This is a genomic window from Mycobacterium sp. (assembly GCF_035314665.1).
In the GTDB taxonomy this organism is placed as follows: Bacteria; Actinomycetota; Actinomycetes; order Mycobacteriales; family Mycobacteriaceae; genus Mycobacterium.
In genome coordinates this window covers 20,144-41,193 of record NZ_DATFZD010000094.1, presented here as the reverse complement: position 1 = coordinate 41,193, position 21,050 = coordinate 20,144, and the positions used below count along the sequence as shown (strand labels likewise).

Here is a 21,050-nt window from a genome sequence, read left to right as displayed (position 1 = left end):
CAGCGGCGCACCCCGTGGCTCGGTCTACTACCACTTTCCCGACGGTCGCAATCAGATCCTCGCCGAGGCGCTCCGTTACGCCGGAGACACGATCACCGCTGACATCGACGCCGCCGCCGAGCGGGGCGCGAAAGTGCTGGTGCGGCAGTTCGTTCGATTCTGGGAACGCGTCCTGGCCGAGAGCGACTTCAACGCCGGCTGTCCAGTGGTGGCCGCAGCGATCGGCTGCGCCGACGACGAAGTCCGGCTGGCCGCCGAGGCCAGCCGGATTTTTGCGCACTGGCGCTCGGCACTGACGCGCGCGTTCGTCGCCGACGGGTTCCTCGAGCCGGATGCCGATTCGCTGGCGATGATGTCGATTGCCGCACTGGAAGGCGCCGTCGTGCTCTCCCGCTCCACACGCAGCACCGACCCGCTGGAGAAGGTGCACGAACAGCTCGAATTCCTGGTCAAGGCAAGGGAATTCGTCCTGCGCAACGGACTGCCGGAGCGCCCCGACTAGATCCGATTGCCCGCCTAGTCGCTGGCGGGCAGCGGCTTGGCTTCCTTGAGGCTCAGCGCGGTTTCGCCGACCGCCAAGGTTCCAGCACCCGCCTTGGTAACCAACACCTCGGCGCCGGTCTCGTCCACGTAGCGCTTACCCATCACGGTGCCGTCGGCGAACGCCGGATCCAGCTCGCCGGAACGCTCGGCGTCCAACGCGACCATCGGTGCGCCGCCGCAGCGCAGATCATCGAGGCTGTCCGCGCTTCGGACGACGATGACCTGGGTGTCGCACACCTGGCTGGCCAGACGAGTTCCGTTCTTGATCATGATGTTTGTAGTTCCTTACTGCTCGGCCGGAGTGGCGCGAAGCTCTTCGACAATTTCGCGGCGGAGCACTTTGCCGGTCGCGTTCGTGGGCAGCTCGTCGCGAAAGACTACCCGGTCGGGGGTACGCGAACCCCGCAAGCTTTTGCGCACATGCTCGCGCAGCTCCTCGGGGTCGGGTTCGATGCCGACGGCCGGCACCACTACCGCGACGATCGCCTGTCCCCACTGCGGGTCCTCGACGCCGACCACAGCGACGTCGCGCACGTGGGCGTGTTCGATCAGCACATCCTCCAGCTCGGCGGGCGCGATGTTCTCACCACCGCGGATGATGGTGTCGTCGCTGCGCCCGCCGATGAACAGGTAGCCGTCCTCGTCGAGGGTGGCGATGTCCCTGGTCGGAAACCACCCGTCGGCGTCGAGCACCGAACCGATCCCGGTATAGCGGCCCGAGACCTGGTCGCCGCGAACGAACAACTCACCGGTCTGCCGCGGCCCGAGCACGGTGCCGTTCTCGTCGCGGATCTGGACCTCGATGCCGGGCACCGGTTGACCGACCGAACCCAACCGCTTGACCACCGCGGTATCCGACGCGGCCTGTGCCTCCCGGTGATCCTCCGGGGTCAGCACCGCGATCGTCGAACTCGTCTCGGTCAGGCCGTAGGCATTGACGAAACCCACATCTGGCAACAGCGCGAGGGCGCGACGCACCAGCGGCAACCCGACTTTCGAGCCGCCGTAGGCCAGGTTGCGCAGCGACGGCAATGCATGATCAGCGTCCTCCAGCACGGTCACGATGCGGTCGAGCATGGTGGGCACCACAGTCGCGGTGGTGACGTGCTCGGCGTTGATCAGCCGCACCCATTCCTCCGGATCGAAGGTGGGGAGATAAACCATCTTGCGGCCGGCGTACAGGTTCGACAGCGCCGCGCTGACCCCCGCGATGTGATACGGCGGCACGCAGATCAGCGCCGCGTCGGTCGGCTCGGCGGAATCGAATTCGACCGATCCGGTGATGTAACTGGTCAGGTTGTTGTGCGTGAGTTCGACGGCCTTGGGCTGCGACGTGGTGCCCGACGTGAACAGCACGATCGCCACCGCGTCCGGGTCGGCGAACTCCGCCGCCGGTGCAGTGCTGCGGGCCGCTGCGAAAAACTCATCGGACTCGATGACGCGCTGCCCGACGTCGCCGAGCATGTGGCGGTACCGACTGTCGACGATCACCAACGGTTCGGGCAGTCGACTGATGAGGGCTTGAATGCCCTCGCCGGCAAGGCGGTAGTTGATCGGCGTGAACGCCAGCCCGGCGCGCGCCGACGCGAATATCAGCAGCGGGAGCATCGCGCCGCCGGTGCCGACGTAGACCACATGGTTGGCGTTCGATCCGGCGATGATGCCCGCACCGCCGTCGGCGAGATCGCTGAGCTGTTGAGAGGTCAGCCGGGTGTCTCCCGACACGACGGCCGTGCGATCGGGGTTGCTCGACACAGCCATCTCGAGAAGTAACGAAATGCTCATCCTCGAACTCTCTGTGGTTCACCCGTTACAAAAGCCGCCAAAAATGTCACGCTCTGGCTGTAGTTTAGATGATGCAAGTATCGCGCGTGATCGCGGTCAGGTCCCGGTCCAGCGGGCGGGACGCTTTTCGGCGAACGCGATCGCACCTTCCTTGGCGTCGTTCGATGAGAACACCGGCATCAGGATCTTGTTCTGTTGGGCGAACATGGTCTCCGGGCTCCACCCGCGGGATTCGACGATGATCTGTTTGGTGGCGGCCACCGCGAGCGGCCCGTTGGCGGTGATTTTCTCGGCCAGCGCGATCGCGGCCTCCAGGGCGCCCCCGGGCTCGGCCAGCACATTGACCATCCCCAGCTCATGCGCCCGCTCGGCGGTGAAGTTTTCGCCGGTCAGCGCCAGTTCCATCGCGATGGCAGCCGGGATGCGCGCGGGCAGCCGCAGCAATCCCCCGCCGCCGGCGACCAGCCCACGTTTGACCTCGGGAATGCCGAACGCCGAGTCCTTGGACGCCACGATCAGGTCCGTGGCCAGCGCGAGCTCGGTGCCGCCGGCCAGCGCGTAGCCCTCGACGGCGGCGATCAGCGGCTTGACCGGTGGACGCTCGGTAAAGCCCATGCCGCGGCCCTCGACGACGGGAACCTCGCCGCGGGCGAACGCTTTCAGATCCATGCCCGCGCAGAACGAGCCACCCGCGCCGGTCAGGATCCCCACCGAGAGACCCGGATCGTCGTCAAGGCGGTCCACCGCGTCGGCCAGACCTCGGGACACCGCGTAGTTGACCGCGTTCTTGGCCTTCGGACGGTTGATGGTGATGATCAGGATCCGGTCCCGCTGCTCGACGAGGACTTCGGGTTCGGTGTTGCCGGCTTCTTCAGTGCTCACGACTTTGTGACGCTCCTTTGAATTCATGACGGGCAGTTGGGGAGATGGTATCGAGCCGCAATGCGTCGAAGACTCTGAGCTACCATCACAGCGAAGTCTGCGCTCAATCCCAGGGGAACGCATTGGCGGCAATCGATATCGACCCTACCGAGATTTCCAAGTGGGATCCCGAGCTCACCGAACGCGTGATCGGGTGGATGCGTCCAGTGATCAAGGGCTACCACCGCGCAGAGGTGCGCGGGTTGGAGTCCTTCCCACAAGGCGGCGCGCTGGTGGTGTCCAACCACTCCGGCGGGCTGTTCCCGATGGACGTTCCGGTGTTCGCCACCGGTTTCTACGAGATGTTCGGCTATGACCGGCCGGTCTTTACCCTGAGCCACGACATGCTGTTCAACGGCCCGCAGGGCGAGTTCCTCATTCGCACCGGCTTCATTCGCGCCAACCACGAAAACGCCGACGAGGCATTGCGATCCGGCGGCGTGGTGGTGGTTTTCCCGGGCGGCGACTACGACGTTTACCGACCGACGCTGGCGGAGAACATCATCGACTTCGACGGGCGGACCGGATACGTCCGGGCGGCGCTGAACGCCGGGGTCCCGATCGTGCCGACCGTCGGCATCGGTGGTCAAGAAACCCAGCTGTACCTCTCGCGCGGCGAGGGATTGGCCAAGGCCCTGCGGTTGGACAAGTTGATGCGGGTGAAGATCCTGCCGATCTCGGTTGGCTTCCCGTTCGGGCTTTCTGCTGTGCTTCCGGTGAACGTGCCGCTGCCGGCCAAGATCGTGATGCAGGTGCTCGAGCCGATCGACGTGCGAGCCGAATTCGGCGAGGACCCCGACATCGACGCGGTCGATGCCCACGTCCGCCGCGTCATGCAGAAGGCGCTCGGCAAGCTGGCCAAAGAGCGTCGCCTCCCGGTAATCGGCTAATACCGATGGCACCGCTCGGCCTGCTCGGCACCATGGTTCGCGCGGGAATCATCGCCCCCCTGAGACCGGACAAGTATCTGCGCATCGCAGCGGCGGTACGGCGCGAAGGACTCTCTGTCACAAGCGGTTTCGCGATGTCGGCGCAACGCTGCCCGAACCGCGCAGGTCTGGTCGACGAGCTCGGGGCGCTGACATTCCGTGAGCTCGACCGACGTGGTGACGCGTTGGCGGCGGCGCTGCAGTCCTTGCCCGGCGGCACACCGGAAGTAGTTGCCATCATGTGCCGCAACCACCGTGGTTTCGTCGAGGCGTTGATAGCGGCCAACCGGATCGGCGCCGACGTACTGTTGCTGAACACGTCATTCGCCGGGCCGGCGCTCGCCGACGTCGTTGACCGCGAACGCGCCGACGCGGTGATCTACGACGAGGAGTTCACCGACTCGGTGGATCGTGCGCTGGTTGACAATCCCGACACCACCCGCATCGTCGCATGGACCGACCATCCCGAGCCCCACGACGCAGGCGTCGAGAAACTGATCTCCGCCCATGCCGGTCGGCGGCATACCAAGACGGACCGCAAAGGCAAACTGATCCTGCTGACGTCGGGAACAACGGGTAACCCTAAGGGCGCCAAGCATTCCGGCGGTGGTGCGACCGAGCTCCAGGCCATGCTGGATCGCGTGCCGTGGCACACCGAAGAAACGACGGTGGTGGTGGCCCCGATGTTTCACGCCTGGGGCTTCTCGCAACTGATCTTCGCGGCGTCGATGGGCTGCACGGTGGTAACCCGGCGCAAGTTCGACCCCGAGGCGACCCTGGCCCTGATCGACCGCCACCAGGCCACCGGCTTATGTGTGGTGCCGGTGATGTTCGACCGGATCATGGACCTGCCCGACGAGGTACGCCGTCGCTACAGCGCTCGTTCGCTGCGGTTCGCCACCGCGTCGGGGTCTCGGATGCGGCCCGACGTCGTCACCCGGTTCATGGACGAATTCGGCGACATCATCTACAACAACTACAACGCCACCGAAGCCGGCATGATCGCCACCGCCACGCCCACGGACCTGCGGGCAGCGCCGGACACCGCGGGTAAACCCGCTAGCTGCACCGAGATTCGCATCCTCGACAGCGAGTTCCGCCCGGTGCGCACCGGCGAGGTCGGTCAGATCTTCGTGCGCAACTCCAACCGCTTCGACGGCTACACGTCCGGCGCAAACAAGGACTTCCACGAGGGCTTCATGGCGTCCGGTGACGTCGGCCGCCTGGATGAGGCCGGACGGCTGTACGTGGTCGGGCGCGACGACGAGATGATCGTCTCCGGCGGCGAGAACGTCTATCCGATTGAGGTGGAAAAGACGTTGGCGGCCCACCCGGATGTCGCCGAGGCCACGGTGATGGGCGTCGACGACGAACAGTACGGGCAACGGCTGGCGGCCTTCGTCGTGTTGGCGCAGAATGCCTCGGCCACCGTGGAGAGCCTCAAACAGCATGTCCGGGACAACCTGGCCAACTACAAGGTGCCTCGCGAGATCGTCCTGCTCGACGAGCTGCCCCGCAGCAGCACCGGCAAGATCTCGCGTCGTGACCTGCTGGGTCACATCGGGCCCACAGGCCCCTGAGGGAGCGGACGAGACTCAGGCCCGCGCCATCGCCCTTTCGATAACCGTCAGCTCGTCGGAAAGACCTGCAGCGCGGCGGATTTCGATAAACTCATCGATGATGGCGTCGGTTAACTCGTGCGGGTCCTCGACGGTAGCGCTGTCGGACAGCACCGAGACGTTGAGCTGGTCGACGTAACTCCACACCGTAATGTTCAGGCCGCTGCCCGCCGTCAACGGTCCCACCGAATAGATCTCGGTGACCAATGCGCCGCCGACCCGCCCGTGTTCGCGCGGACCCGGGACGTTGGAGATCGGTATGTTGAGCACCTTGTTCTGGCCGTCGCGGCTGGCCAGCCAGCGGAACAGCGACTCCGACGGTGCCGGCGGAAAATAAGCCGCCCAACGGCTGACCAGCTCCGGCCCGAGCAGTTGGTGGCCCTCCTTGGCATCGACGGCGTAATCATGCGTGCGCCGTACGCGTTCCAACGGGTCATCGACGTCGGCCGGCAGTGCCACCATCATGCCGGTGAAGTAATTTCCCGAAATGCGTTCCGGCGAGAAGTCAAAGCTCACCGGCACAGACGCCAGCAGCGGGTGATCGGCTTTGCCGTCATAGCGGAGCAGCAGTTTGCGCAACGCGCCCGCCGACAACGCCAGCACCATGTCGTTGATCGTGACGCCGAGCGCTTTAGCCGTCTCCTTGATATCGGCCAGCGCCAACGTCGCCGTGGCGAATCTTCGCTCGGGAGTGAGCATGTGATTCATGAAGCTCGGCGGCGGGGTGAACGGCATCGTCAGCTCCGGTGAGAGCTTGCGCGGGCTGCGGCGCACCCGGTTGATCCCCTGCGCGGTGTAGCCGATGGTCCGCGGGATCCGGCCGATATGGCGCAAATGATCAACGAACGCCGACCGCACCAGCTCCCCGGTGGACGGTGCCGGGTCGGGCGCATACCGGGTCTGGCCAGACTGCGGGCCGGGTGCCAGATCCATACCGCGGGCCAACAGATTCGCCGCGGCCACCCCATCGGCGAGTGCGTGGTGGATCTTGCCGACCACCGCGATGCGGCTGTTGGCCAAACCCTCGACGAAGTACATCTCCCACAGCGGGTAATCGCGGTCCAGCGGGGTGCTGGCAATCTCGCCGATGGCCTCATCGAGTTCGCGACGGCCGCCCGGGGCGGGCAGCCGCCACGGCCGCACGTGATAGGTCAGGTCGACGTCGCAGTTCTCCCGCCACATCGGATGGTGCATCTTGAGCGGAATGTCAACCAGTTGGTAGCAGAACGGTTCCAGCTTGTACAACCGGCTGTGAATGACGCGACGGAATTCGTCGATGCCGAAGTCGCGGCGGTCGGAATCCAACTCGATCACGGCGACTTTGAGTGTGTGCATATGCACATTCGGTGTTTCGCTGTACAGCAACACCGCATCCCAGCCGCTGAGCCGTTTCACCGGCTTTCCGTCATGGGACGGACCATACAGTCGGCTGGCGGCTAAATAACCTCTTTGGCCGCGATCATCCGGTTGCGGTGAATCTGGTTGAGGAACAGCCCGACAGCGGTCGCCATCGCGCCCGTGCGCGCGCCATCGGTCAGATCGAACCCGTGTCCGGCGCCGGGCAACTCCACGTAGCTGACCACCGAACGCGAAACCGATCTCAGCCGCTCGACGAAACTGCGCGCCTGCTCGACCGGTATGACCTTGTCGCTGCTGCCGTGAATGACCAAGAACGGTGGCGCGTCCGCCTGTACCCGGGCGATCGGCGAGGCGTTGCGGAACACCTCGGGATGGCGGTCGATCCTGCGCTTGACCACGACTCGCTCGAGGAAATCCACGAACTGCGCCCGCTCGTAGGTCGACCGGTCCTCCCAGTCGTAGCGGCCGTAGATCCCCACCACAGCATCCACCGAGGTGTCCGAGCCTGCCGGCAATTCGGTCTGCATGTCGGGGTCGTTGGCGGTGAGTCCGGCCAGCGCGGACAAGTGGCCGCCCGCCGAACAACCGGCTACCGCAACGAAATTGCGGTCACCGCCGAACTTGTCGACATTGGCCCGCGCCCACGCGACAGCGGTTTTCACGTCGGTGATGTGGGATGGCCAGCGGTGGTGCGGCGAAACCCGATATTGCACCGACAGGCACACCCAGCCCAATTCAGCCAAGTACGACATCAGCGCATAGCCCTGCAGCTGGCGGCCACCGTGCACCCAAGCGCCGCCGGGTACGAAGATCAACACCGGCGCCGGCCGGGCCGGCAGATCCTTGCGACGCCACACGTCCAGCAGCTGCACCGGGTGGCTGCCGTACCGCACCGAGGTGCGGTGCAGATGACGACGGTGGTGCATTGCACGCCAAAATGGCGGGGTCCGCTCCGGCGCCGGCCACTCGATCTCCAGGTCTTTGCCCGCGACGATGCCGCGCAGCGCGGCATCCGAGACGGCCTGGGTCTTGTCCCGCTCGGCCTTGCGGATCTCGCCAATGCCCGGGGTGAGCCACGACTTGGCCGACGAGGACAGGAATCCCGGCACCAGCCGATAGCCCCAGACGCCCATCGCGGTCACGCCGCCCAGCGGCTCCAGGTGCCTGCCCACGACGGGCAGCGAAGCCATCGCATCGCTTACTGCCAGCATGTAGTCGCCAGGGCGGGCTCGTAGCAACCACCGCGCCCGGGCGGCCGCGGTCCGTCCGGGTAAGCGGGGCGCCGGTCTCACCGTCATTCGGGGAGCGTACCTTGCGGGCCCCTCGTGGGACCGGAAACGAGACCGCTCCGTTGGCCGGCACGCGCCAAACGCAATAAATAGACGATCGCACTCGTCAGGAACATGGCGGCGGTCAGCAATAGCCACCTGCCAAGAAACGGTTGTTGCGTCTGCCCGGTCGCGGCCAAGTAAGTCGCCGCGCCCTGTCCGATGATGCCCGGCAGAAACACCAGCAGGGTGAGCCCCGAGCCGAGGGCCGGTATCCGCAGGTAGTTGCGCACCGATACCGGCAGACGCCGGACCCGTCGTCGGCCCGCCCGGGCCCACAGGATCCGGTCGGCAAGCGCGTAGATCGGGAACAACACCAGATCGTGGGCGATCACGGCCGCGGCGAACCAGACCGCGATCGACTGCCACCAGCTGTGTGGATTCCACAAGGCCGTGAGCTTGACGGTGGCCACCACGTAGCCGAGTAGCGCGAACCCGGCCGCCATGGTCAGCAGATGCAACGGGTAGGACCCATAGGCATCGCGAAAAACGGTGCGCCACCCGGCCGACACGTCAGCCTGCCTCGAAGTCGATCGCGCCCACCCATTTGGTGTTGTGGACGCCGGGCAGCGCCGGAACGATGATCCGTGCCGGATAGCCGTGGTCAAGCGTCAGGTCGGCGCCGTTGACGCGTAACGCCAAAAGCGCGTCGGGGTGGGCGATTTGATTGGCCTGCAGCCGTGCCTCGCCGAAGGCGCCGCCGCGTTGCAGCGACATCACCCGTGCCGCTTGCGGCGCCGCGACCCCGGCAAGCCGGGCAAGGTCGGCCAGCCGGACCCCGCTCCAGGTCTGGGTGGTCGACCAGCCCTCCACGCACGCAATCGGCAACCGCGCGGTGTGTTGCGGCATGGCCGACAACGCGGCGCGGTCCAGCACTACCGCCGACGGGCCCCCGCGCAGCGTGAGCCGCCACCGCGGGCCGACGCTGCGTGCATCGATACCGGCGGCAACGGCGGTCTTGTTTACTTGGAAGTCGCCGGGACGGCTGCGCCCGCGAGGCAGCAGAAGCGCTGCGGGCCGCAGGATCCCGCCGACGGTTTGACCGGCGGTCAGTACCGCCATCAGCAGCGTGCCCGCGCCGACCAACCCCAGGGCAGCACGTCTGCTGATCGTCGGGTCCGCCGGATCGACCGACACCAGCCCATCACGGTCGAGCGGCTCCGGGCGAGTATCTGAAGTGTTGGTGCGCAACACTTTTCGAAGCGGCAACGACCGCAATCCGCTGACCATGCGAGGAATCTTGACGACGATGTGCATGACGAAGCCCGCGATGAACACCCAGGCGCCGAAGTAGTGGGCGGTGTAGAAGCTGAACCCGAAAACGTAGTCATACTGGATGTTGAGGACGCCAGTGACGATTTCGAACAGGATCCCGCCGACCAGCATGATCAACGACAACCGCTCCAGCAGTTGGGCGATCGAGGCGACCGGCGGCCACGCGAACAGCCGCGGTATCACCGACCACAGCTTGGCCAGCACCACCGGGATGAGCACCAGACCCAGTCCGACGTGCACGCCCTGGGTCAGCCGGTACAGCCACGACGGCGCGGTGGGCCAGTCGAAGCCGGGCAGCCTTAGCCACCCGACGTGGCCGGGAATGGCCTGGCCGAGCTGCGGCGCATAAGCGATGTACGAGAGCAGGCCGGTGAGGATGACGACAGGCAGTGTCACCAACAACACCGACCCCAACACCGACGTCAGCCAGGGCCCGCGCAGCGGGCTGCGCCATCTGAACCGCCTGTCGGGGCTCACGATTGCTCACAATACGGCCATGTCGGCGATGACCCGCTCGCCGATCAGATGGACTCCGGTCATCCTGAGCCCCACCTCGCGGGCCAGCATCGCGGCGCTGTCCAGGCCGACCCAGGCCCAGCGAAACCACGGACCGACCTGGCGAGCGGACTCCAGGCGTATCCAGCTTGCGCGGATCCCGATCACCTCGGCGTCGAACTCGGCCACACATCGGCCGCCGCGGGCCAACAACTCCGCGGCACGGCCCAGGATCCGCCGCGGATCGCCGCCCAGCCCGACGTTGCCGTCGATCAGCAAAACCGTTTGCCAACAGCCCATTCCGGGGAGCGACTGGAATACGTCACCCAGCAGCGCCGGGGCTCCGCATCGGCCCGCCAGCCGGATCGCGGTGGCCGACCGGTCGACGCCCAGCGCCGGGACACCTCGCCGAACCAGACGCGAAACTAGACGTCCGGGGCCACAGCCCAATTCGATCGTCGGACCATTGCACATCGCCACCACGGCATCATCGAACTCCTCGTCGGCGCCATGGGCGCCCAACCATCGCTGCACAGGAAGTATTCGGAGCCCTCCGTCGGGATGACGGATCCAACATCGCTCACCGTCGAGTGCCCGCTCGTACAGGTGGCCCAGCATGTCCCATCGGTACCCGGATCTGCGCTCTTTTAGTCCTGTGGCCTAGGCGATGGGTGGAAGTCAATGAGCACATGACCGGTCGGGAACCGCCTTACCGCCGAAGACCTCGTAGGCAAGCTGCTGTGTCCGAGGACCCATCGTCTAACTCGAGGCTCGACTGATCGAGCCGAATCTACGGAAATTGAGGTGTCCTCGTCGCGGCTGTGATGCCGCCTACGGCGTGCGACGAAAAATGTTGTGCTTCAGCGCTTCTTGTCGTGAAATAACGCATCGGTGGACGCGTCACGGCGGGCAGCCTTGGCCTGCTTGTCGGCGCGTTTCTCCTTCAATGACTTTCCAGACTTCTTGCTCATGGTTTGTCGAGGAGACTTATCGGACATCACTGAGCCCCTTCATCATGGGGGCCTGGTTGGTCCCGGTTCTCCGACTCTACCCCCGCGACGCGGAGTTGATCGGGTCTTCCGGCGACGACGCGACGTTCGCCGCCCTCTCGGCGCGTTTATCAGTTGTACGGCAATGACCGACCCCACGTTGTCTCCGTGTACGCGCGGGGGCTGTGCTGGCGTCGTTCGGCTGAGTGTTACGGGGTGCCGGCACTCACCCCTAGCGATGAGAAGTGGCGTAACGTTGTAGACATCGGGCAGCTCGGTTGCGAGCGAACATGCTCGACTGAAAAGGAAAATTTGATGGCTTCACCAACGACGTTTCGCTCGCCCTACGTCCAACGTCTCGAACTGGTCAGGGACACCATCATGTCCCATTCCAAGCTCGGAGATAAGGCGGCAAGCGAACTGGCGGAACATGTTCTGAACGCACTGAATTCGATTCCCGAGAAGGTGCGCTGAGCACGGACCAACGATGGTCCGCATTTCGTGATCACCCGGCCTTTCCCGATTTCGTGTGCACATTGTATTCGCCGACTCGTCAAGGAATCGGCTAATCACTCACGATCCTGCCGGCATTTTGCCAGCGCACCTGGAGGTTTCAATCATGACAGTTACCGTGACACTGCGAGACGGCGCAACCGACAGTTATCTGAGTTACGGCGACGAGTACATCAAGCAGAACGACGGCACGCTCGACGTCGTCCGCGCCGGCGCCGACCGGCCGTATAGCTATGCGTAGCTATGCGCCGGGCCTGTGGACCGACGTACAGGGCAACGAAAAGCGGGTGACGAGGAGCCGTTTCGGGCGTTGGCTCAAAGGGGAAGCGACGAAGTCCTAGCAGCCGCGAAACACCTCAGCGGTGCCGCGGTCCGGAAGCGAAAATGCTTGCGCCGGAGGTTCAGTCGGCTCACGTTGCGGCAGGCGCGACATTCCGTCTTGCGGTGACGTGCCGTCCCAAATGCGCGCTCGCGACTACTCTCGCACCTGACGATTGACGAGGCCGGTAACCAACCGGGAATCGATCACTTCACCTCCGTCGCCGTAGTAGACGCGGTACTCCTCGATGACCGGCGTCTCCCCGTCCGAGCCCTTGTCAGTTCCGCGCATCTCGCTGTCGGCTGTTTGCGTGACTTTGATCCATTTTCCAGACCGGGGGTCTTGGAGCATGTCGCCCTCGCGGATCTCCGACAGCGGCACCTGTTCTATTGCATGTTCCGAACTCATTGCTCTCCCGGATCGGCGTAATAGGTCGGCTACGTCTCTTCGAGAGATCGTCCCGGCGACCACCTTGAGGATTCTCCCGCCAACGCCATCGGTCAATCACAGATTTACCGATGGCTGCTGAGCCGAGGCGCGATGACCACAGGTTGGGCTCGTCAGATTACCCATCCGGTCTCGGCCCAGGTGGTCGGGCTGCAGAGTGATTTCGTCCGGCCCCGATGAGAGCTCCAGGCGTCGAGAAACTCACCCGGCCGTGGGCATCCGTGGTGGGACTTGCTGGCCGGCGTCATCTCCGCGCGGCGTGTCGCTGGTTGGCGAGTCCGGATCGATCTTGTCGGCGCGCTCGAATTCTCGGCTCAGCTCGCTGCGGGAAGTAGCCGCGTCGGTGCGACGTGCTTGCGCCTGGTGCTGCAGGCCGGCCGAGTGCGCTGCCATGGCTTCGGCCTCGGCTTGCGCAGCGCGGGCCTTGGCTGCCGTCTCGTCGGCAAGCGCTTCCTGTTGGCCCACCTCGTGGGACTGTTCGACCGCTTTCTCTCGGATGTCGCCCGCTTGGACGCGGCGATGTTCGGTGCGTTTCTTGCGCGCCACCCACGCGATCGCGGCGACCAGCAGAATTAACGCGACAACAGCGACGACGATCCAAACGATAGTGCTGGTAGTCATGTCGGCTCCTTGGATTGGTTGAGCATGTTAATTGTTGAAATCGGTTGGAATTGAGCTGTGGGAGTTATGAACTGGGCCGGGGCGCGTCGCAGCGTTGGCGACCGCGATTACGCCCCCGATCTGGTCCGGTTAGTACTGGTCCGGTTAGTAGTAGTGGCGGCGGCCGGCGACGGCGTGTCCCATTCGTCCCATCACCGCCAGGAACAGGCCGACGACGAGGAGGATGACCCCAAAGATCAAAACGATATGAGCGAAGGCGAAGGTAGGGACGAGGCTGGGGAGGACGAGCCCGAGGACGATGAGGATGATTCCGAGAACGATCATGACGTTTACCTAGTTTTTCTGATGGAGGAGGATTGCCCGGGTTAGTGCTTGAAGGCGTCTTTGACCTTGGCCCCTGCTTGTTTGGTGTTGCCCTTGAACTGATCGATGCGGCCCTCGGTGCGCAGGCGGGTGTTGCCGGTGGCGCGGCCGAAGATCTTCTTGGCGGCGCCCTTGGCCCCTTCGAGCTTGTGGGCGATCTTCTTATTTATGCTCATTGCTTCTTACCTATGTTCGTTGCGGATTCTTTCTTTTCGGGGATCACAGCTCGCGACTGAAGACTCCCCCGAATGAACTGGATCGGCGCTTATCGGCGTTCGTCGCCGACGCCCGGTGCGGTCGGTTGTCGGCCGTGCGACCGGCGACTGAGGAAGGAGCCCCTCATCCTCCGCGGTCGGGTCGTGGTCGATTCCGAGTCCACCGTTGAGCCGGTGGCCGCCCCGACGGGCTGCTGTTGGAAATCGCGGTCCCGGTTCACAAATTCCGCTTCGCGCTGGGACCTTTGAAGTTCACGGCGGGCGTCGCGGCCGCGGCCGGCGGTGCGGTGTGCACCGGCCAGCAACACGCTCATACCGAGCATCGCCAGCGCACCGATCACGATCCCGAAGAGGAACAAAGTGCCGGTCGACCCGGTGACGTGATAGCCCAACACCGAGAAGTTCTCGCTCAACGGGTGAGCGGCCCCGGCATTGTTCAGCACGCCGAGCAACCCGACGAATACGGCGAAGAGTAGAACAACTAATCCAACGATGACAATCATGTCGAGATCTCCGATCGCAGTGGTTGATATCTATTACACGCCGCGCGTAGGGTGGTGTCAACAGTGTAGACAAACATCGTTAAAAGTATTGTTGACTTACGGTGTTGTACTACTATCGGTAACCGGTTCGACCACGAGGCAGAAGGGGAGTGCTGAGGCAATGACCAGGCAGTCGACTGGCCCCGACGCAGGCGCCGACGGCGAGGACCCGTCCGCCGCCGAGGCAGACACCGGTCAGCTCAACCGGTCGATCATCCTGCAGGCCGCGCTGAGGATCGTGGACCGCGACGGTGTGGACGGACTGTCGATGCGCCGTCTCAGCGAAGCGGTGGGCCGAGATCCGGTGATGCTTTACCGGCACGTCCCCAACAAAGCCGCAGTGCTCGACGGAGTCGCCGAGCTGGTGCTCGCTCAGCTATCCGTGGACAGTACGGACCCGCACTGGGCCGGCCAACTGCGTACCGTCGCGCGCGACTTCCGCCAATTGGCCCTGAGGCACCCAAACGTGGTGCCGCTCCTGGTCACTCGACCGTTGGCCACCCCGCTCGGGCAGCGGCCACCAGGAATGCTGCGGCCGCTAGAGGACGTCCTCGCACTGCTCACATCTGCCGGCTTCACCGGCGAGGATGCCCTGCACATCTACCGAGTGCTTTTCGGCTACCTGTACGGCCACATCCTCAATGAGTTGCAGGAGGTTATCGAGCGACCCGAGGAAACCGACCATGTGCTCCGGCTCGGTCTTCACCGGCTCGCGATCACCGAATTCCCTCAACTGCGTGCCTTGGCGCCCGCCCTGGCCTCCTACGACGGCGCCGCCGAACTGGACCGCTTCCTGGATCTGCTCCTCCCCGGCATGACCGCCACCCTCACCGGCCGCGACGGACAACCCGCGACCGTCTGAGATGCATGCACCGTTGGTCCTACCGACTGACTCCGACCGCGACACGACTTGCCCGCGTACCACCTGGTTAAGATCTCTGAATCTAATGTGCCGCAACAACATTGAGTCATTCGACTGCACTTGAGACGGTGGTCGGAACCGGCCGCTCGTTGTGAGCGCTAACCGGGAAGGTCCATCCGATGTCGACTCGATCATTTTCGGCCGCCGACACCAATGAACTGCGCGGAATCCCATCAGAATTCTCGTAATGGCCTGTCCACCAGTATAATTCGGTATTGTACGAGGAACCGTAGAGTCGCAGCAATTCGGTAAGTTGTGACGCCCTGGCTAGTTCCGGGCGCAGCTCGTCGGCTATTACGTCGAGATGAACCGTGCCGGCATCGACGACGTCGCACAGCACAGTTTTCACGGACTCCCAGTTCCTCGGTGCAGCGAAGGGAAGCCGATCGGTGCGGCGGTGCGCGATCGCATCGGCCCGGCGGCGATGGCCATCGGTGACGAGGCTCATAGGGCTGAAATCGAGTGACGCGAGATGATCGGGAAGACCCTCGACATGAACACGCATCGTTTCGAACCTGACGGGGAAATGAACGCCTCAACGCCGCTGCAGGTCAGCTCGTCGCGGCGCCCACTCGATGGCGCTCTAGCGCGAACGGTCGACCCACGACGCCTTCCACCATGGGGCCGAAAAAGGGCGTGGACGGGTCGTCGACGCGATGGGTTCGCTGCGAGAGTTCGAAGTTGTCGTCTCGGTAGAAAGCAGCGGAAGGGGCGGTTGCGACAGCGCCCGATCGACGTTCATCTGCTGTCCATGCCAGGGGGTTAAGCTCGACAGTACCGAGAGCCCTTTAACGCCTGGCGGTCCCGCTGGCACGGTTCTCGGCGGCTTACCTTCGGTCATCCATTGACCGGGCAACGGAGTATCCGCATGACCGAAGACCCGAACACCATTCGCTCACCAGCCCAGGCCGGCAACGTGGCGACGGCGACGCCTCTCCGTCTGCAGCTCGATCCGAATAGGCCAGCGGAGCCCTACCTGGACGGAACCTGGTGGCCCCGCTCAACCGAACTGCCAGCCGAGCTGCCGGCGTTGCTTGCGGAGCTGTCCGCGCAACTCGGTTCGATCGGCCTCGTCGGCTATCACCGCGACGCCTGGAACGCTGCGCCCGACCACCTGGACCTGGCAGGCCACCCGGTGCACCTGCAAGGCTTTGTCTCACCCGATCCTCGTACGCTGGTCGTGATCGCCGACACCGGTCGATGCATCAACCTGCGCGTCGTGCCGCCCGAGACCGACGGTGCGAGTGCGTCAAAGGCCATGACGGCCGCCGCGCATCACTCTGTCCAGCCACACCCGGGTGATCCGGTCACCGCGGCAGAAGCCGCCGAGACGCGTTCCCTGCACGACCTCGCTGCGCGGCTTGCCCGGCTGCCCGGCAACACCGACCCAGAGCAAGCCGCGCTGATCTCCAGGTGGGTCGGCGAAGCCGCCGATCAGTTCAGCAACGCACCGATTCAGGCATTCGTCCCGATCCTCGTCGAGCACATCGTTCGCGGACGCCTACACAACGCCCGGGCCGATCGGGACGCTCGCAGCACGCACTAACGACGCGGCTCCATCCGGGCCGAACCTCTCCAAGCTGCTGGTAGTGGCCGGCATTGACGGATCGCCCGCGTCGGAATTGGCCACTGCGATCGCGTTCGACGCGCTTCATGACGAAGTGTGGACCTCGTCGCCCTGCACGCCTGGAGAGACGCGGACGTATTAGGCGTCCAGAGGGTGGAATGGTCGGCACGGCAACGTATCCCGCAGGAAACCCTCGCTGAGCGGCTGGCCGGTTGGCGGGAACGCTTGGGCGAGGCCGTTCTGCGCGCTGACAATTCGGTCTTGCCGAGCAGTTCAGCTGGTCGAGAGGCGACGACCTGACGCCGGTCCGGTCCGCGCTCGGCGGTTCGCACAGCATGGACGCATGCGGCATCGTTGGGCAACACTGGATGTCACGGTCGGTCCCTTCATCAGTCACATGTATCGCGGTGAAACGTCAGAACATCGCGCACTGGCCGCCGCGGCGTCATCGGAGGTGCCTCGTCAAGGACAGGGGCTTCGCCGACGCGGATCAGAAGTTGCGGCACAGCTGCCCGCCCGGTCAAGGTGCCGATGAGGTGACGGCTGGACTGAAGCTCGGTGAGATGGCTCAGTGTGCATGTCGCCATCCCGGCCAACGTGCACTCCAACAGCACGGCGGACAACGCTTCGCCGCACCGCAAGGCGTCATCGCGGGCGTCCTCGTCGGTGGACAGAACCAGCACTGTGGACTGGTCTTGTGCGATACCGACCGGCCGCTCGTTGTGAGCGCTAACCGGGAAGGTCCGTCCGATGTCGACCCGATCATTTTCGGCCGCCGACACCAATGAACTGCGCGGAATCCCATCAGAATTATTGTAATGGCCTGTCCACCAAAATAATTCGGTGCGGCGAAGGGAAGCCGATCGGTGCGGCGGTGCGCGATCGCATCGGCCCGGCGGCGATGGCCATCGGTGACGAGGCTCATAGGGCTGAAATCGAGTGACGCGAGATGATCGGGGTTATTCGGATCGGGAAATCTGTCAACGTTGGCAGTCCACCCGGCGGCCGCCATCGCGACGCGTAGATGGTCGAGCACGGCGCCGCAGCTGATGTGGGCTTCCCGCCCCGACTTGTCGGTGGAGGGAAGAATCCGGCTGTGATCGACGTATAGGTGCAGCCCCGCACCCTCGGCAACCCATTGCCAGGGCTGGCTGTTGTGCAACGACGGAGCCCGGCACGCCAACTGCACGGCGGCCCCGAGTATGTCGGTATCCACCAACGTGTCCGGCATGATCAACCTCCAGTTCGTGTCTGAGTCAATCCTGGGTCTTTGGTCCTCGAGTAGCGAGCGCTATTGGGTCCAACCGATGCGGCCGGAAATCCCATGCTGCCCAGGTCATCTGGATCCAGGGTCGGCGCCGCGATGCGAGACTTCTTTTCGGGGTCGAGGATGCGGTAGGCGAGAAGTTTGATGCGGTCGCTGATGAGGAACCAGGCGAGCGCGTATACCCACACCGCAGCTGCCCACGTCCAGCCCAGCGGGGTCATAAACAGGCCGTAAACGGCAATGAATGTGGCGATGGCCTGGGTGCCAAGGACAGCGATCAACAAAATGCGGGCGGGACGGACGGACCAGAACAGTCCGCGGGTTCGGGTCAAGAAAATGGTCAGGTGGCCCGCGACGGACAGCATCAGATACATCAGGGTCTGCAGGCGCGGATGGCCAAGGTCGAAGACGCGGTCGCCGAGATAGAACAAGCCGAACGCGGCGATCGGTCCGACCACCCCCAGGACCGTGGAGATACCGAGCACCAGGCGCATGTTCCACGCTTCGGGCTCGTTCTTGTAACGGACGTTGTCGTAGGCGATGGACAGGATTGCGCCGTCGTTGAGCAGCGCGAGCATCACGATCATGATGGCGGTGAGCGGGTAGAAGTTGAAGACCAGGATGGCGACGGTCATGAATAGCAGCACCCGCAGTGTTTCGGTGATGCGGTATATCGCGTAGCTGTTCATTCGCTGAAAGATCTTGCGGCTCTGTTTGATCGCCTCGATGATCACCGAGAGGCCGGGGGTCAGCAACACAATGTCGGCGGCTGCGCGGGCGGCGTCGGTGGCGCCCGATACGGCGATGCCGCAGTCGGCTTTTTTCAGGGCGGGGGCGTCGTTGACCCCGTCGCCCGTCATCCCGGCGATGTGGCCACGCTTCTGCAGTACGTCGATGATGTGGTACTTATGCTCGGGAAAGACCTGGGCGAAACCGTCTGCGGTCTCGATGGATTCGGCCACTGCCGCCGATTCGTTCTTCTTCGCATCGCCCAAGGCCGCGGCGTCGAGGATGTTGGTGCCCAAGCCGACCTTGGCCGCAGTCTCCTTCGCGATGGCAAGCGCGTCGCCGGTCACCATCTTGACGGTGACGCCCATCGCTGCGGCAGTGGCGATGGTCGCTGCAGCGTCGTCGCGAGGCGGGTCGAACAGGGGCAGTATGCCGACGAATTGCCAGCCACCGTCGCCGTCGGCGCGTGCTACGCCCAAAGACCGGAAGCCCCGGGCGGCGAAATCGTTGACTGCGCTGTCCGCAGCGGCTCTGATTTGTGGCACGTTCGCGGCCAGCGCCAGGATGACCTGCGGGGCGCCCTTGGTGACCCGGAAGGCGGTCCCGTCGGCGTCGGTGACGGTGGCCTCGGTGCGTTTGTGTACCGGGTCGAAGGGTTCGAAGTGGGTGACGGTGTAAGCCTGCAGGACGTTGTCGTCCTCGAGGCCGCCGAGCACCGCCCGGTCGATGGGGTCGTCGTTGTCAGCGCGGGAGGCCAAGGCGCCGTCCAGGATGACAGTCGCGGACGTGACGCTCTCGATGCTGAACGGGGTGCCCAGCGTCAGCGAGTTCTGGGTCAGGGTGCCCGTCTTGTCCGCACACAGCACGTCGACGCCGGCCAGTTCCTCGATGGCGACAAGGCGGCTTACGATGGCTTGTTTCTTGGCGAGCAGCCGTGCGCCGACGGCCATCGTCACCGACAGTACGGTGGGCATCGCTACTGGGATCGCGGCAACGGTCAGTACTAGGGCGAACTGCAGCGTGGTCAGGATCGCATCGCCGCGCAGGATCGCCGTGACGACGATGATGGTGACCAGCGCGACCGCGAGGATGATGAGGTAGTTGCCGATCTTGAGCACGGCGCGCTGGAAATGGCTGACGGTGTGCGCGTCTTGGACAAGCTCAGCGGTCTTCCCGAAGTAGGTGTGGCTGCCGGTGGCGTAGACCAGGGCGCCGATCTCACCTTGCCTGACAATGGATCCGGAGAACACGGCGTCACCTGCTAGGCGTGTGGCAGGCAGCGACTCCCCGGTGAGCGCGGACTGATCGACCTCGATCTCGTCGCCGTCCAGCAGCCGGGCGTCGGCGGGCACAATGTCACCCAGGCGCAGCCGGATCACATCACCGGGCACCAAGTCCCGCGCTGGCGCGGTGACCCATGCGCCGTTGCGTTTCACGCGCGCGTTGATCGCCAGCTTGGCTTTGAGGGCCTCAATGGCGTTGCCGGCCTGCCGTTCCTCGGTGTAGCCGACCACACCGTTGGCCACCAGCAGCAGCAGGATGATGAAGAAATCCGGCCAGTGCCCGACCGCGCCCGACAAGACGACGGCGATCTCGATCATCCACGGGATCGGACCCCAAAAGTAGCTGAGGAACTTCAACAGCGGGTTGGTCTTGTGTTCCGCGATCTCATTCGGCCCGTACTGCGCCAACCGTCGTGTTGCCTCGGCCTTGCTCAACCCGTCCGGCGAGTAGCCCAGCTCCTCCTCCAGCTCGGGCATAGGCGCCGATTTGAAGTCGTGGCCCGGTTCGGCTTTGCTCGCAGCGGAGGAGGGCGTGACATGCGGTGTGTCAGTGGTCATGGCGTCCGGTCCGTATGCCGTACGTCAGCGGCCGGTTCGCAGCATAGGCGATCTGGGGCGGTCACGCTCGAGCAGAAACAAGACGCTATCGATCAGAAAACGCTGTGCGAGAGCTGTTTTCGGCGTTCCCGGAGCGGGTGGTGTAGTCATGGTGATCCCCGGGTGTGCGGTTGTCACCGGAGCGTTCGGCACGAGCGACTGCTCTATGAGGGCAGCGGCGGACAGCCACCCTCATCCCGGACTGGTTGAGCTCCCAACGTCGTTGACGCTACACCCTGCGGACGGGTCCTGCCGTGCCGTTACCCGAGGAAGGCGATCTCGCGCCTCAATCTGTCGGGTAAGTTCCCGCGGGTGTAACCTCGGAGGTGCTGAGAATTTCAGCTGGTTCGGGATGAGTTCAGCTGTCCGCTGCAGAACTTGAGGAGCATTGGCTCCAAGGCCCCTACGCGCCGGTGATCGTC

21 protein-coding genes and 2 pseudogenes are annotated in these 21,050 nt (G+C 64.5%); 7 read left to right on the top strand and 16 right to left on the bottom strand.

The window, feature by feature from the left end:
• On the top strand, positions 1 to 502 hold a 502-nt coding region (locus VKI00_RS07035; RefSeq protein ID WP_324436269.1), incomplete at its 5' end, for a TetR/AcrR family transcriptional regulator.
• Positions 503 to 516: 14 nt separating this feature from the next.
• On the opposite strand, the gene VKI00_RS07030 is transcribed toward VKI00_RS07035, so the two are convergent.
• From VKI00_RS07030 to VKI00_RS07020, 3 genes are all read right to left on the bottom strand, one after another.
• Entirely contained in the window at positions 517 to 813 is a 297-nt protein-coding gene (locus tag VKI00_RS07030) for a hypothetical protein (protein ID WP_324436268.1), read from the bottom strand.
• A 15-nt stretch (positions 814 to 828) separates the two neighbouring features.
• Positions 829 to 2,328, bottom strand: a complete 1,500-nt coding sequence (locus VKI00_RS07025) for a fatty acid--CoA ligase family protein (RefSeq protein ID WP_324436267.1) — start codon at positions 2,326 to 2,328, stop codon at positions 829 to 831.
• A 96-nt stretch (positions 2,329 to 2,424) separates the two neighbouring features.
• Positions 2,425 to 3,237, bottom strand: coding sequence for a crotonase/enoyl-CoA hydratase family protein (locus VKI00_RS07020; RefSeq protein WP_324436266.1), 813 nt, complete (start codon positions 3,235 to 3,237; stop codon positions 2,425 to 2,427).
• A gap of 95 nt (positions 3,238 to 3,332) precedes the next feature.
• On the opposite strand from VKI00_RS07020, the gene VKI00_RS07015 reads away from it, so the two are divergent.
• Both VKI00_RS07015 and fadD12 read left to right on the top strand, forming a co-directional pair.
• Positions 3,333 to 4,139: a 1-acyl-sn-glycerol-3-phosphate acyltransferase gene (locus tag VKI00_RS07015; RefSeq protein ID WP_324436265.1), complete on the top strand. Its 807-nt coding sequence runs from the start codon at positions 3,333 to 3,335 to the stop codon at positions 4,137 to 4,139.
• Positions 4,140 to 4,144: 5 nt separating this feature from the next.
• Positions 4,145 to 5,758 (top strand): acyl-CoA ligase FadD12, encoded by a 1,614-nt coding sequence (gene fadD12 / locus VKI00_RS07010; protein ID WP_324436264.1) that lies wholly within the window; start codon positions 4,145 to 4,147, stop codon positions 5,756 to 5,758.
• Positions 5,759 to 5,773: 15 nt separating this feature from the next.
• Here fadD12 and VKI00_RS07005 read toward each other — a convergent pair whose 3' ends face one another.
• The 5 genes from VKI00_RS07005 to VKI00_RS06985 form a co-directional block, all read right to left on the bottom strand.
• Entirely contained in the window at positions 5,774 to 7,192 is a 1,419-nt protein-coding gene (locus tag VKI00_RS07005; protein WP_324436263.1) for a wax ester/triacylglycerol synthase family O-acyltransferase, read from the bottom strand.
• A gap of 41 nt (positions 7,193 to 7,233) precedes the next feature.
• Complete coding sequence (locus tag VKI00_RS07000; protein ID WP_324436262.1) at positions 7,234 to 8,454, bottom strand: alpha/beta hydrolase; 1,221 nt, start codon at positions 8,452 to 8,454, stop codon at positions 7,234 to 7,236.
• Entirely contained in the window at positions 8,451 to 8,930 is a 480-nt protein-coding gene (locus VKI00_RS06995) for a hypothetical protein (RefSeq protein ID WP_324436272.1), read from the bottom strand. The genes VKI00_RS07000 and VKI00_RS06995 overlap by 4 nt, the downstream gene beginning before the upstream one ends.
• Positions 8,931 to 8,997: 67 nt before the next feature.
• Positions 8,998 to 10,236, bottom strand: a complete 1,239-nt coding sequence (locus tag VKI00_RS06990) for a molybdopterin-dependent oxidoreductase (protein ID WP_324436261.1) — start codon at positions 10,234 to 10,236, stop codon at positions 8,998 to 9,000.
• Positions 10,237 to 10,242: 6 nt separating this feature from the next.
• Positions 10,243 to 10,872 carry an SAM-dependent methyltransferase gene (locus tag VKI00_RS06985; RefSeq protein ID WP_324436260.1) on the bottom strand — a complete coding sequence of 210 codons (630 nt, stop codon included), beginning with the start codon at positions 10,870 to 10,872 and terminating at the stop codon, positions 10,243 to 10,245.
• Between the two features lie 686 nt (positions 10,873 to 11,558).
• Between VKI00_RS06985 and VKI00_RS06980 the strand changes: the two genes are divergently transcribed.
• Positions 11,559 to 11,717, top strand: coding sequence for a DUF6307 family protein (locus VKI00_RS06980; RefSeq protein WP_324436259.1), 159 nt, complete (start codon positions 11,559 to 11,561; stop codon positions 11,715 to 11,717).
• A 145-nt stretch (positions 11,718 to 11,862) separates the two neighbouring features.
• On the top strand, positions 11,863 to 11,997 hold the full coding sequence (locus tag VKI00_RS33730; protein ID WP_414687133.1) for a hypothetical protein: 135 nt from the start codon (positions 11,863 to 11,865) through the stop codon (positions 11,995 to 11,997).
• Between the two features lie 234 nt (positions 11,998 to 12,231).
• Here the strand turns inward: VKI00_RS33730 and VKI00_RS06970 are convergent, their stop codons facing one another.
• The 5 genes from VKI00_RS06970 to VKI00_RS06950 all read right to left on the bottom strand — a co-directional run bounded on the left by VKI00_RS06970 (position 12,232) and on the right by VKI00_RS06950 (position 14,224).
• Positions 12,232 to 12,483: a hypothetical protein gene (locus VKI00_RS06970; protein ID WP_324436258.1), complete on the bottom strand. Its 252-nt coding sequence runs from the start codon at positions 12,481 to 12,483 to the stop codon at positions 12,232 to 12,234.
• Positions 12,484 to 12,723: 240 nt separating this feature from the next.
• Positions 12,724 to 13,143: a hypothetical protein gene (locus tag VKI00_RS06965; protein ID WP_324436257.1), complete on the bottom strand. Its 420-nt coding sequence runs from the start codon at positions 13,141 to 13,143 to the stop codon at positions 12,724 to 12,726.
• A gap of 144 nt (positions 13,144 to 13,287) precedes the next feature.
• Positions 13,288 to 13,467 (bottom strand): DUF6131 family protein, encoded by a 180-nt coding sequence (locus VKI00_RS06960; RefSeq protein ID WP_324436256.1) that lies wholly within the window; start codon positions 13,465 to 13,467, stop codon positions 13,288 to 13,290.
• Positions 13,468 to 13,508: 41 nt separating this feature from the next.
• Positions 13,509 to 13,682: a CsbD family protein gene (locus VKI00_RS06955; protein WP_324436255.1), complete on the bottom strand. Its 174-nt coding sequence runs from the start codon at positions 13,680 to 13,682 to the stop codon at positions 13,509 to 13,511.
• A gap of 89 nt (positions 13,683 to 13,771) precedes the next feature.
• Complete coding sequence (locus VKI00_RS06950; protein WP_324436254.1) at positions 13,772 to 14,224, bottom strand: hypothetical protein; 453 nt, start codon at positions 14,222 to 14,224, stop codon at positions 13,772 to 13,774.
• 160 nt (positions 14,225 to 14,384) lie between these two features.
• On the opposite strand from VKI00_RS06950, the gene VKI00_RS06945 reads away from it, so the two are divergent.
• Positions 14,385 to 15,125 carry a TetR/AcrR family transcriptional regulator C-terminal domain-containing protein gene (locus VKI00_RS06945; protein WP_324436253.1) on the top strand — a complete coding sequence of 247 codons (741 nt, stop codon included), beginning with the start codon at positions 14,385 to 14,387 and terminating at the stop codon, positions 15,123 to 15,125.
• Positions 15,126 to 15,267: 142 nt separating this feature from the next.
• Here VKI00_RS06945 and VKI00_RS06940 read toward each other — a convergent pair.
• Positions 15,268 to 15,666: pseudogene (locus VKI00_RS06940) on the bottom strand (NAD(P)H nitroreductase); the annotation flags it as partial.
• 387 nt (positions 15,667 to 16,053) lie between these two features.
• Between VKI00_RS06940 and VKI00_RS06935 the strand changes: the two are divergent.
• On the top strand, positions 16,054 to 16,731 hold the full coding sequence (locus VKI00_RS06935; RefSeq protein ID WP_324436252.1) for a DUF5994 family protein: 678 nt from the start codon (positions 16,054 to 16,056) through the stop codon (positions 16,729 to 16,731).
• A 410-nt stretch (positions 16,732 to 17,141) separates the two neighbouring features.
• On the opposite strand, the pseudogene VKI00_RS06925 reads toward VKI00_RS06935, so the two are convergent.
• Both VKI00_RS06925 and VKI00_RS06920 read right to left on the bottom strand, forming a co-directional pair.
• Positions 17,142 to 17,983, bottom strand: a pseudogene (locus VKI00_RS06925) (NAD(P)H nitroreductase).
• A gap of 2 nt (positions 17,984 to 17,985) precedes the next feature.
• A complete protein-coding gene (locus VKI00_RS06920) occupies positions 17,986 to 20,589 on the bottom strand; it encodes a plasma-membrane proton-efflux P-type ATPase (protein ID WP_414687132.1) in 2,604 nt (867 codons plus the stop codon).
• Positions 20,590 to 21,050 lie beyond the last annotated feature (461 nt).

Excerpts from the sequence above, each read along its gene's own strand:
- VKI00_RS07030 (WP_324436268.1), bottom strand. The coding sequence starts at position 813 with ATGATCAAGAACGGAACTCGTCTGGCCAGCCAGGTGTGCGACACCCAG.
- VKI00_RS07025 (WP_324436267.1), bottom strand. The coding sequence starts at position 2,328 with ATGAGCATTTCGTTACTTCTCGAGATGGCTGTGTCGAGCAACCCCGAT.
- VKI00_RS07020 (WP_324436266.1), bottom strand. The coding sequence starts at position 3,237 with ATGAATTCAAAGGAGCGTCACAAAGTCGTGAGCACTGAAGAAGCCGGC.
- fadD12 (WP_324436264.1), top strand. The coding sequence starts at position 4,145 with ATGGCACCGCTCGGCCTGCTCGGCACCATGGTTCGCGCGGGAATCATC.
- VKI00_RS07000 (WP_324436262.1), bottom strand. The coding sequence starts at position 8,454 with ATGACGGTGAGACCGGCGCCCCGCTTACCCGGACGGACCGCGGCCGCC.
- VKI00_RS06995 (WP_324436272.1), bottom strand. The coding sequence starts at position 8,930 with ATGGCGGCCGGGTTCGCGCTACTCGGCTACGTGGTGGCCACCGTCAAG.
- VKI00_RS06985 (WP_324436260.1), bottom strand. The coding sequence starts at position 10,872 with ATGCTGGGCCACCTGTACGAGCGGGCACTCGACGGTGAGCGATGTTGG.
- VKI00_RS06980 (WP_324436259.1), top strand. The coding sequence starts at position 11,559 with ATGGCTTCACCAACGACGTTTCGCTCGCCCTACGTCCAACGTCTCGAA.
- VKI00_RS33730 (WP_414687133.1), top strand. The coding sequence starts at position 11,863 with ATGACAGTTACCGTGACACTGCGAGACGGCGCAACCGACAGTTATCTG.
- VKI00_RS06970 (WP_324436258.1), bottom strand. The coding sequence starts at position 12,483 with ATGAGTTCGGAACATGCAATAGAACAGGTGCCGCTGTCGGAGATCCGC.
- VKI00_RS06965 (WP_324436257.1), bottom strand. The coding sequence starts at position 13,143 with ATGACTACCAGCACTATCGTTTGGATCGTCGTCGCTGTTGTCGCGTTA.
- VKI00_RS06960 (WP_324436256.1), bottom strand. The coding sequence starts at position 13,467 with ATGATCGTTCTCGGAATCATCCTCATCGTCCTCGGGCTCGTCCTCCCC.
- VKI00_RS06955 (WP_324436255.1), bottom strand. The coding sequence starts at position 13,682 with ATGAGCATAAATAAGAAGATCGCCCACAAGCTCGAAGGGGCCAAGGGC.
- VKI00_RS06950 (WP_324436254.1), bottom strand. The coding sequence starts at position 14,224 with ATGATTGTCATCGTTGGATTAGTTGTTCTACTCTTCGCCGTATTCGTC.
- VKI00_RS06945 (WP_324436253.1), top strand. The coding sequence starts at position 14,385 with ATGACCAGGCAGTCGACTGGCCCCGACGCAGGCGCCGACGGCGAGGAC.
- VKI00_RS06935 (WP_324436252.1), top strand. The coding sequence starts at position 16,054 with ATGACCGAAGACCCGAACACCATTCGCTCACCAGCCCAGGCCGGCAAC.
- VKI00_RS06920 (WP_414687132.1), bottom strand. The coding sequence starts at position 20,589 with ATGACCACTGACACACCGCATGTCACGCCCTCCTCCGCTGCGAGCAAA.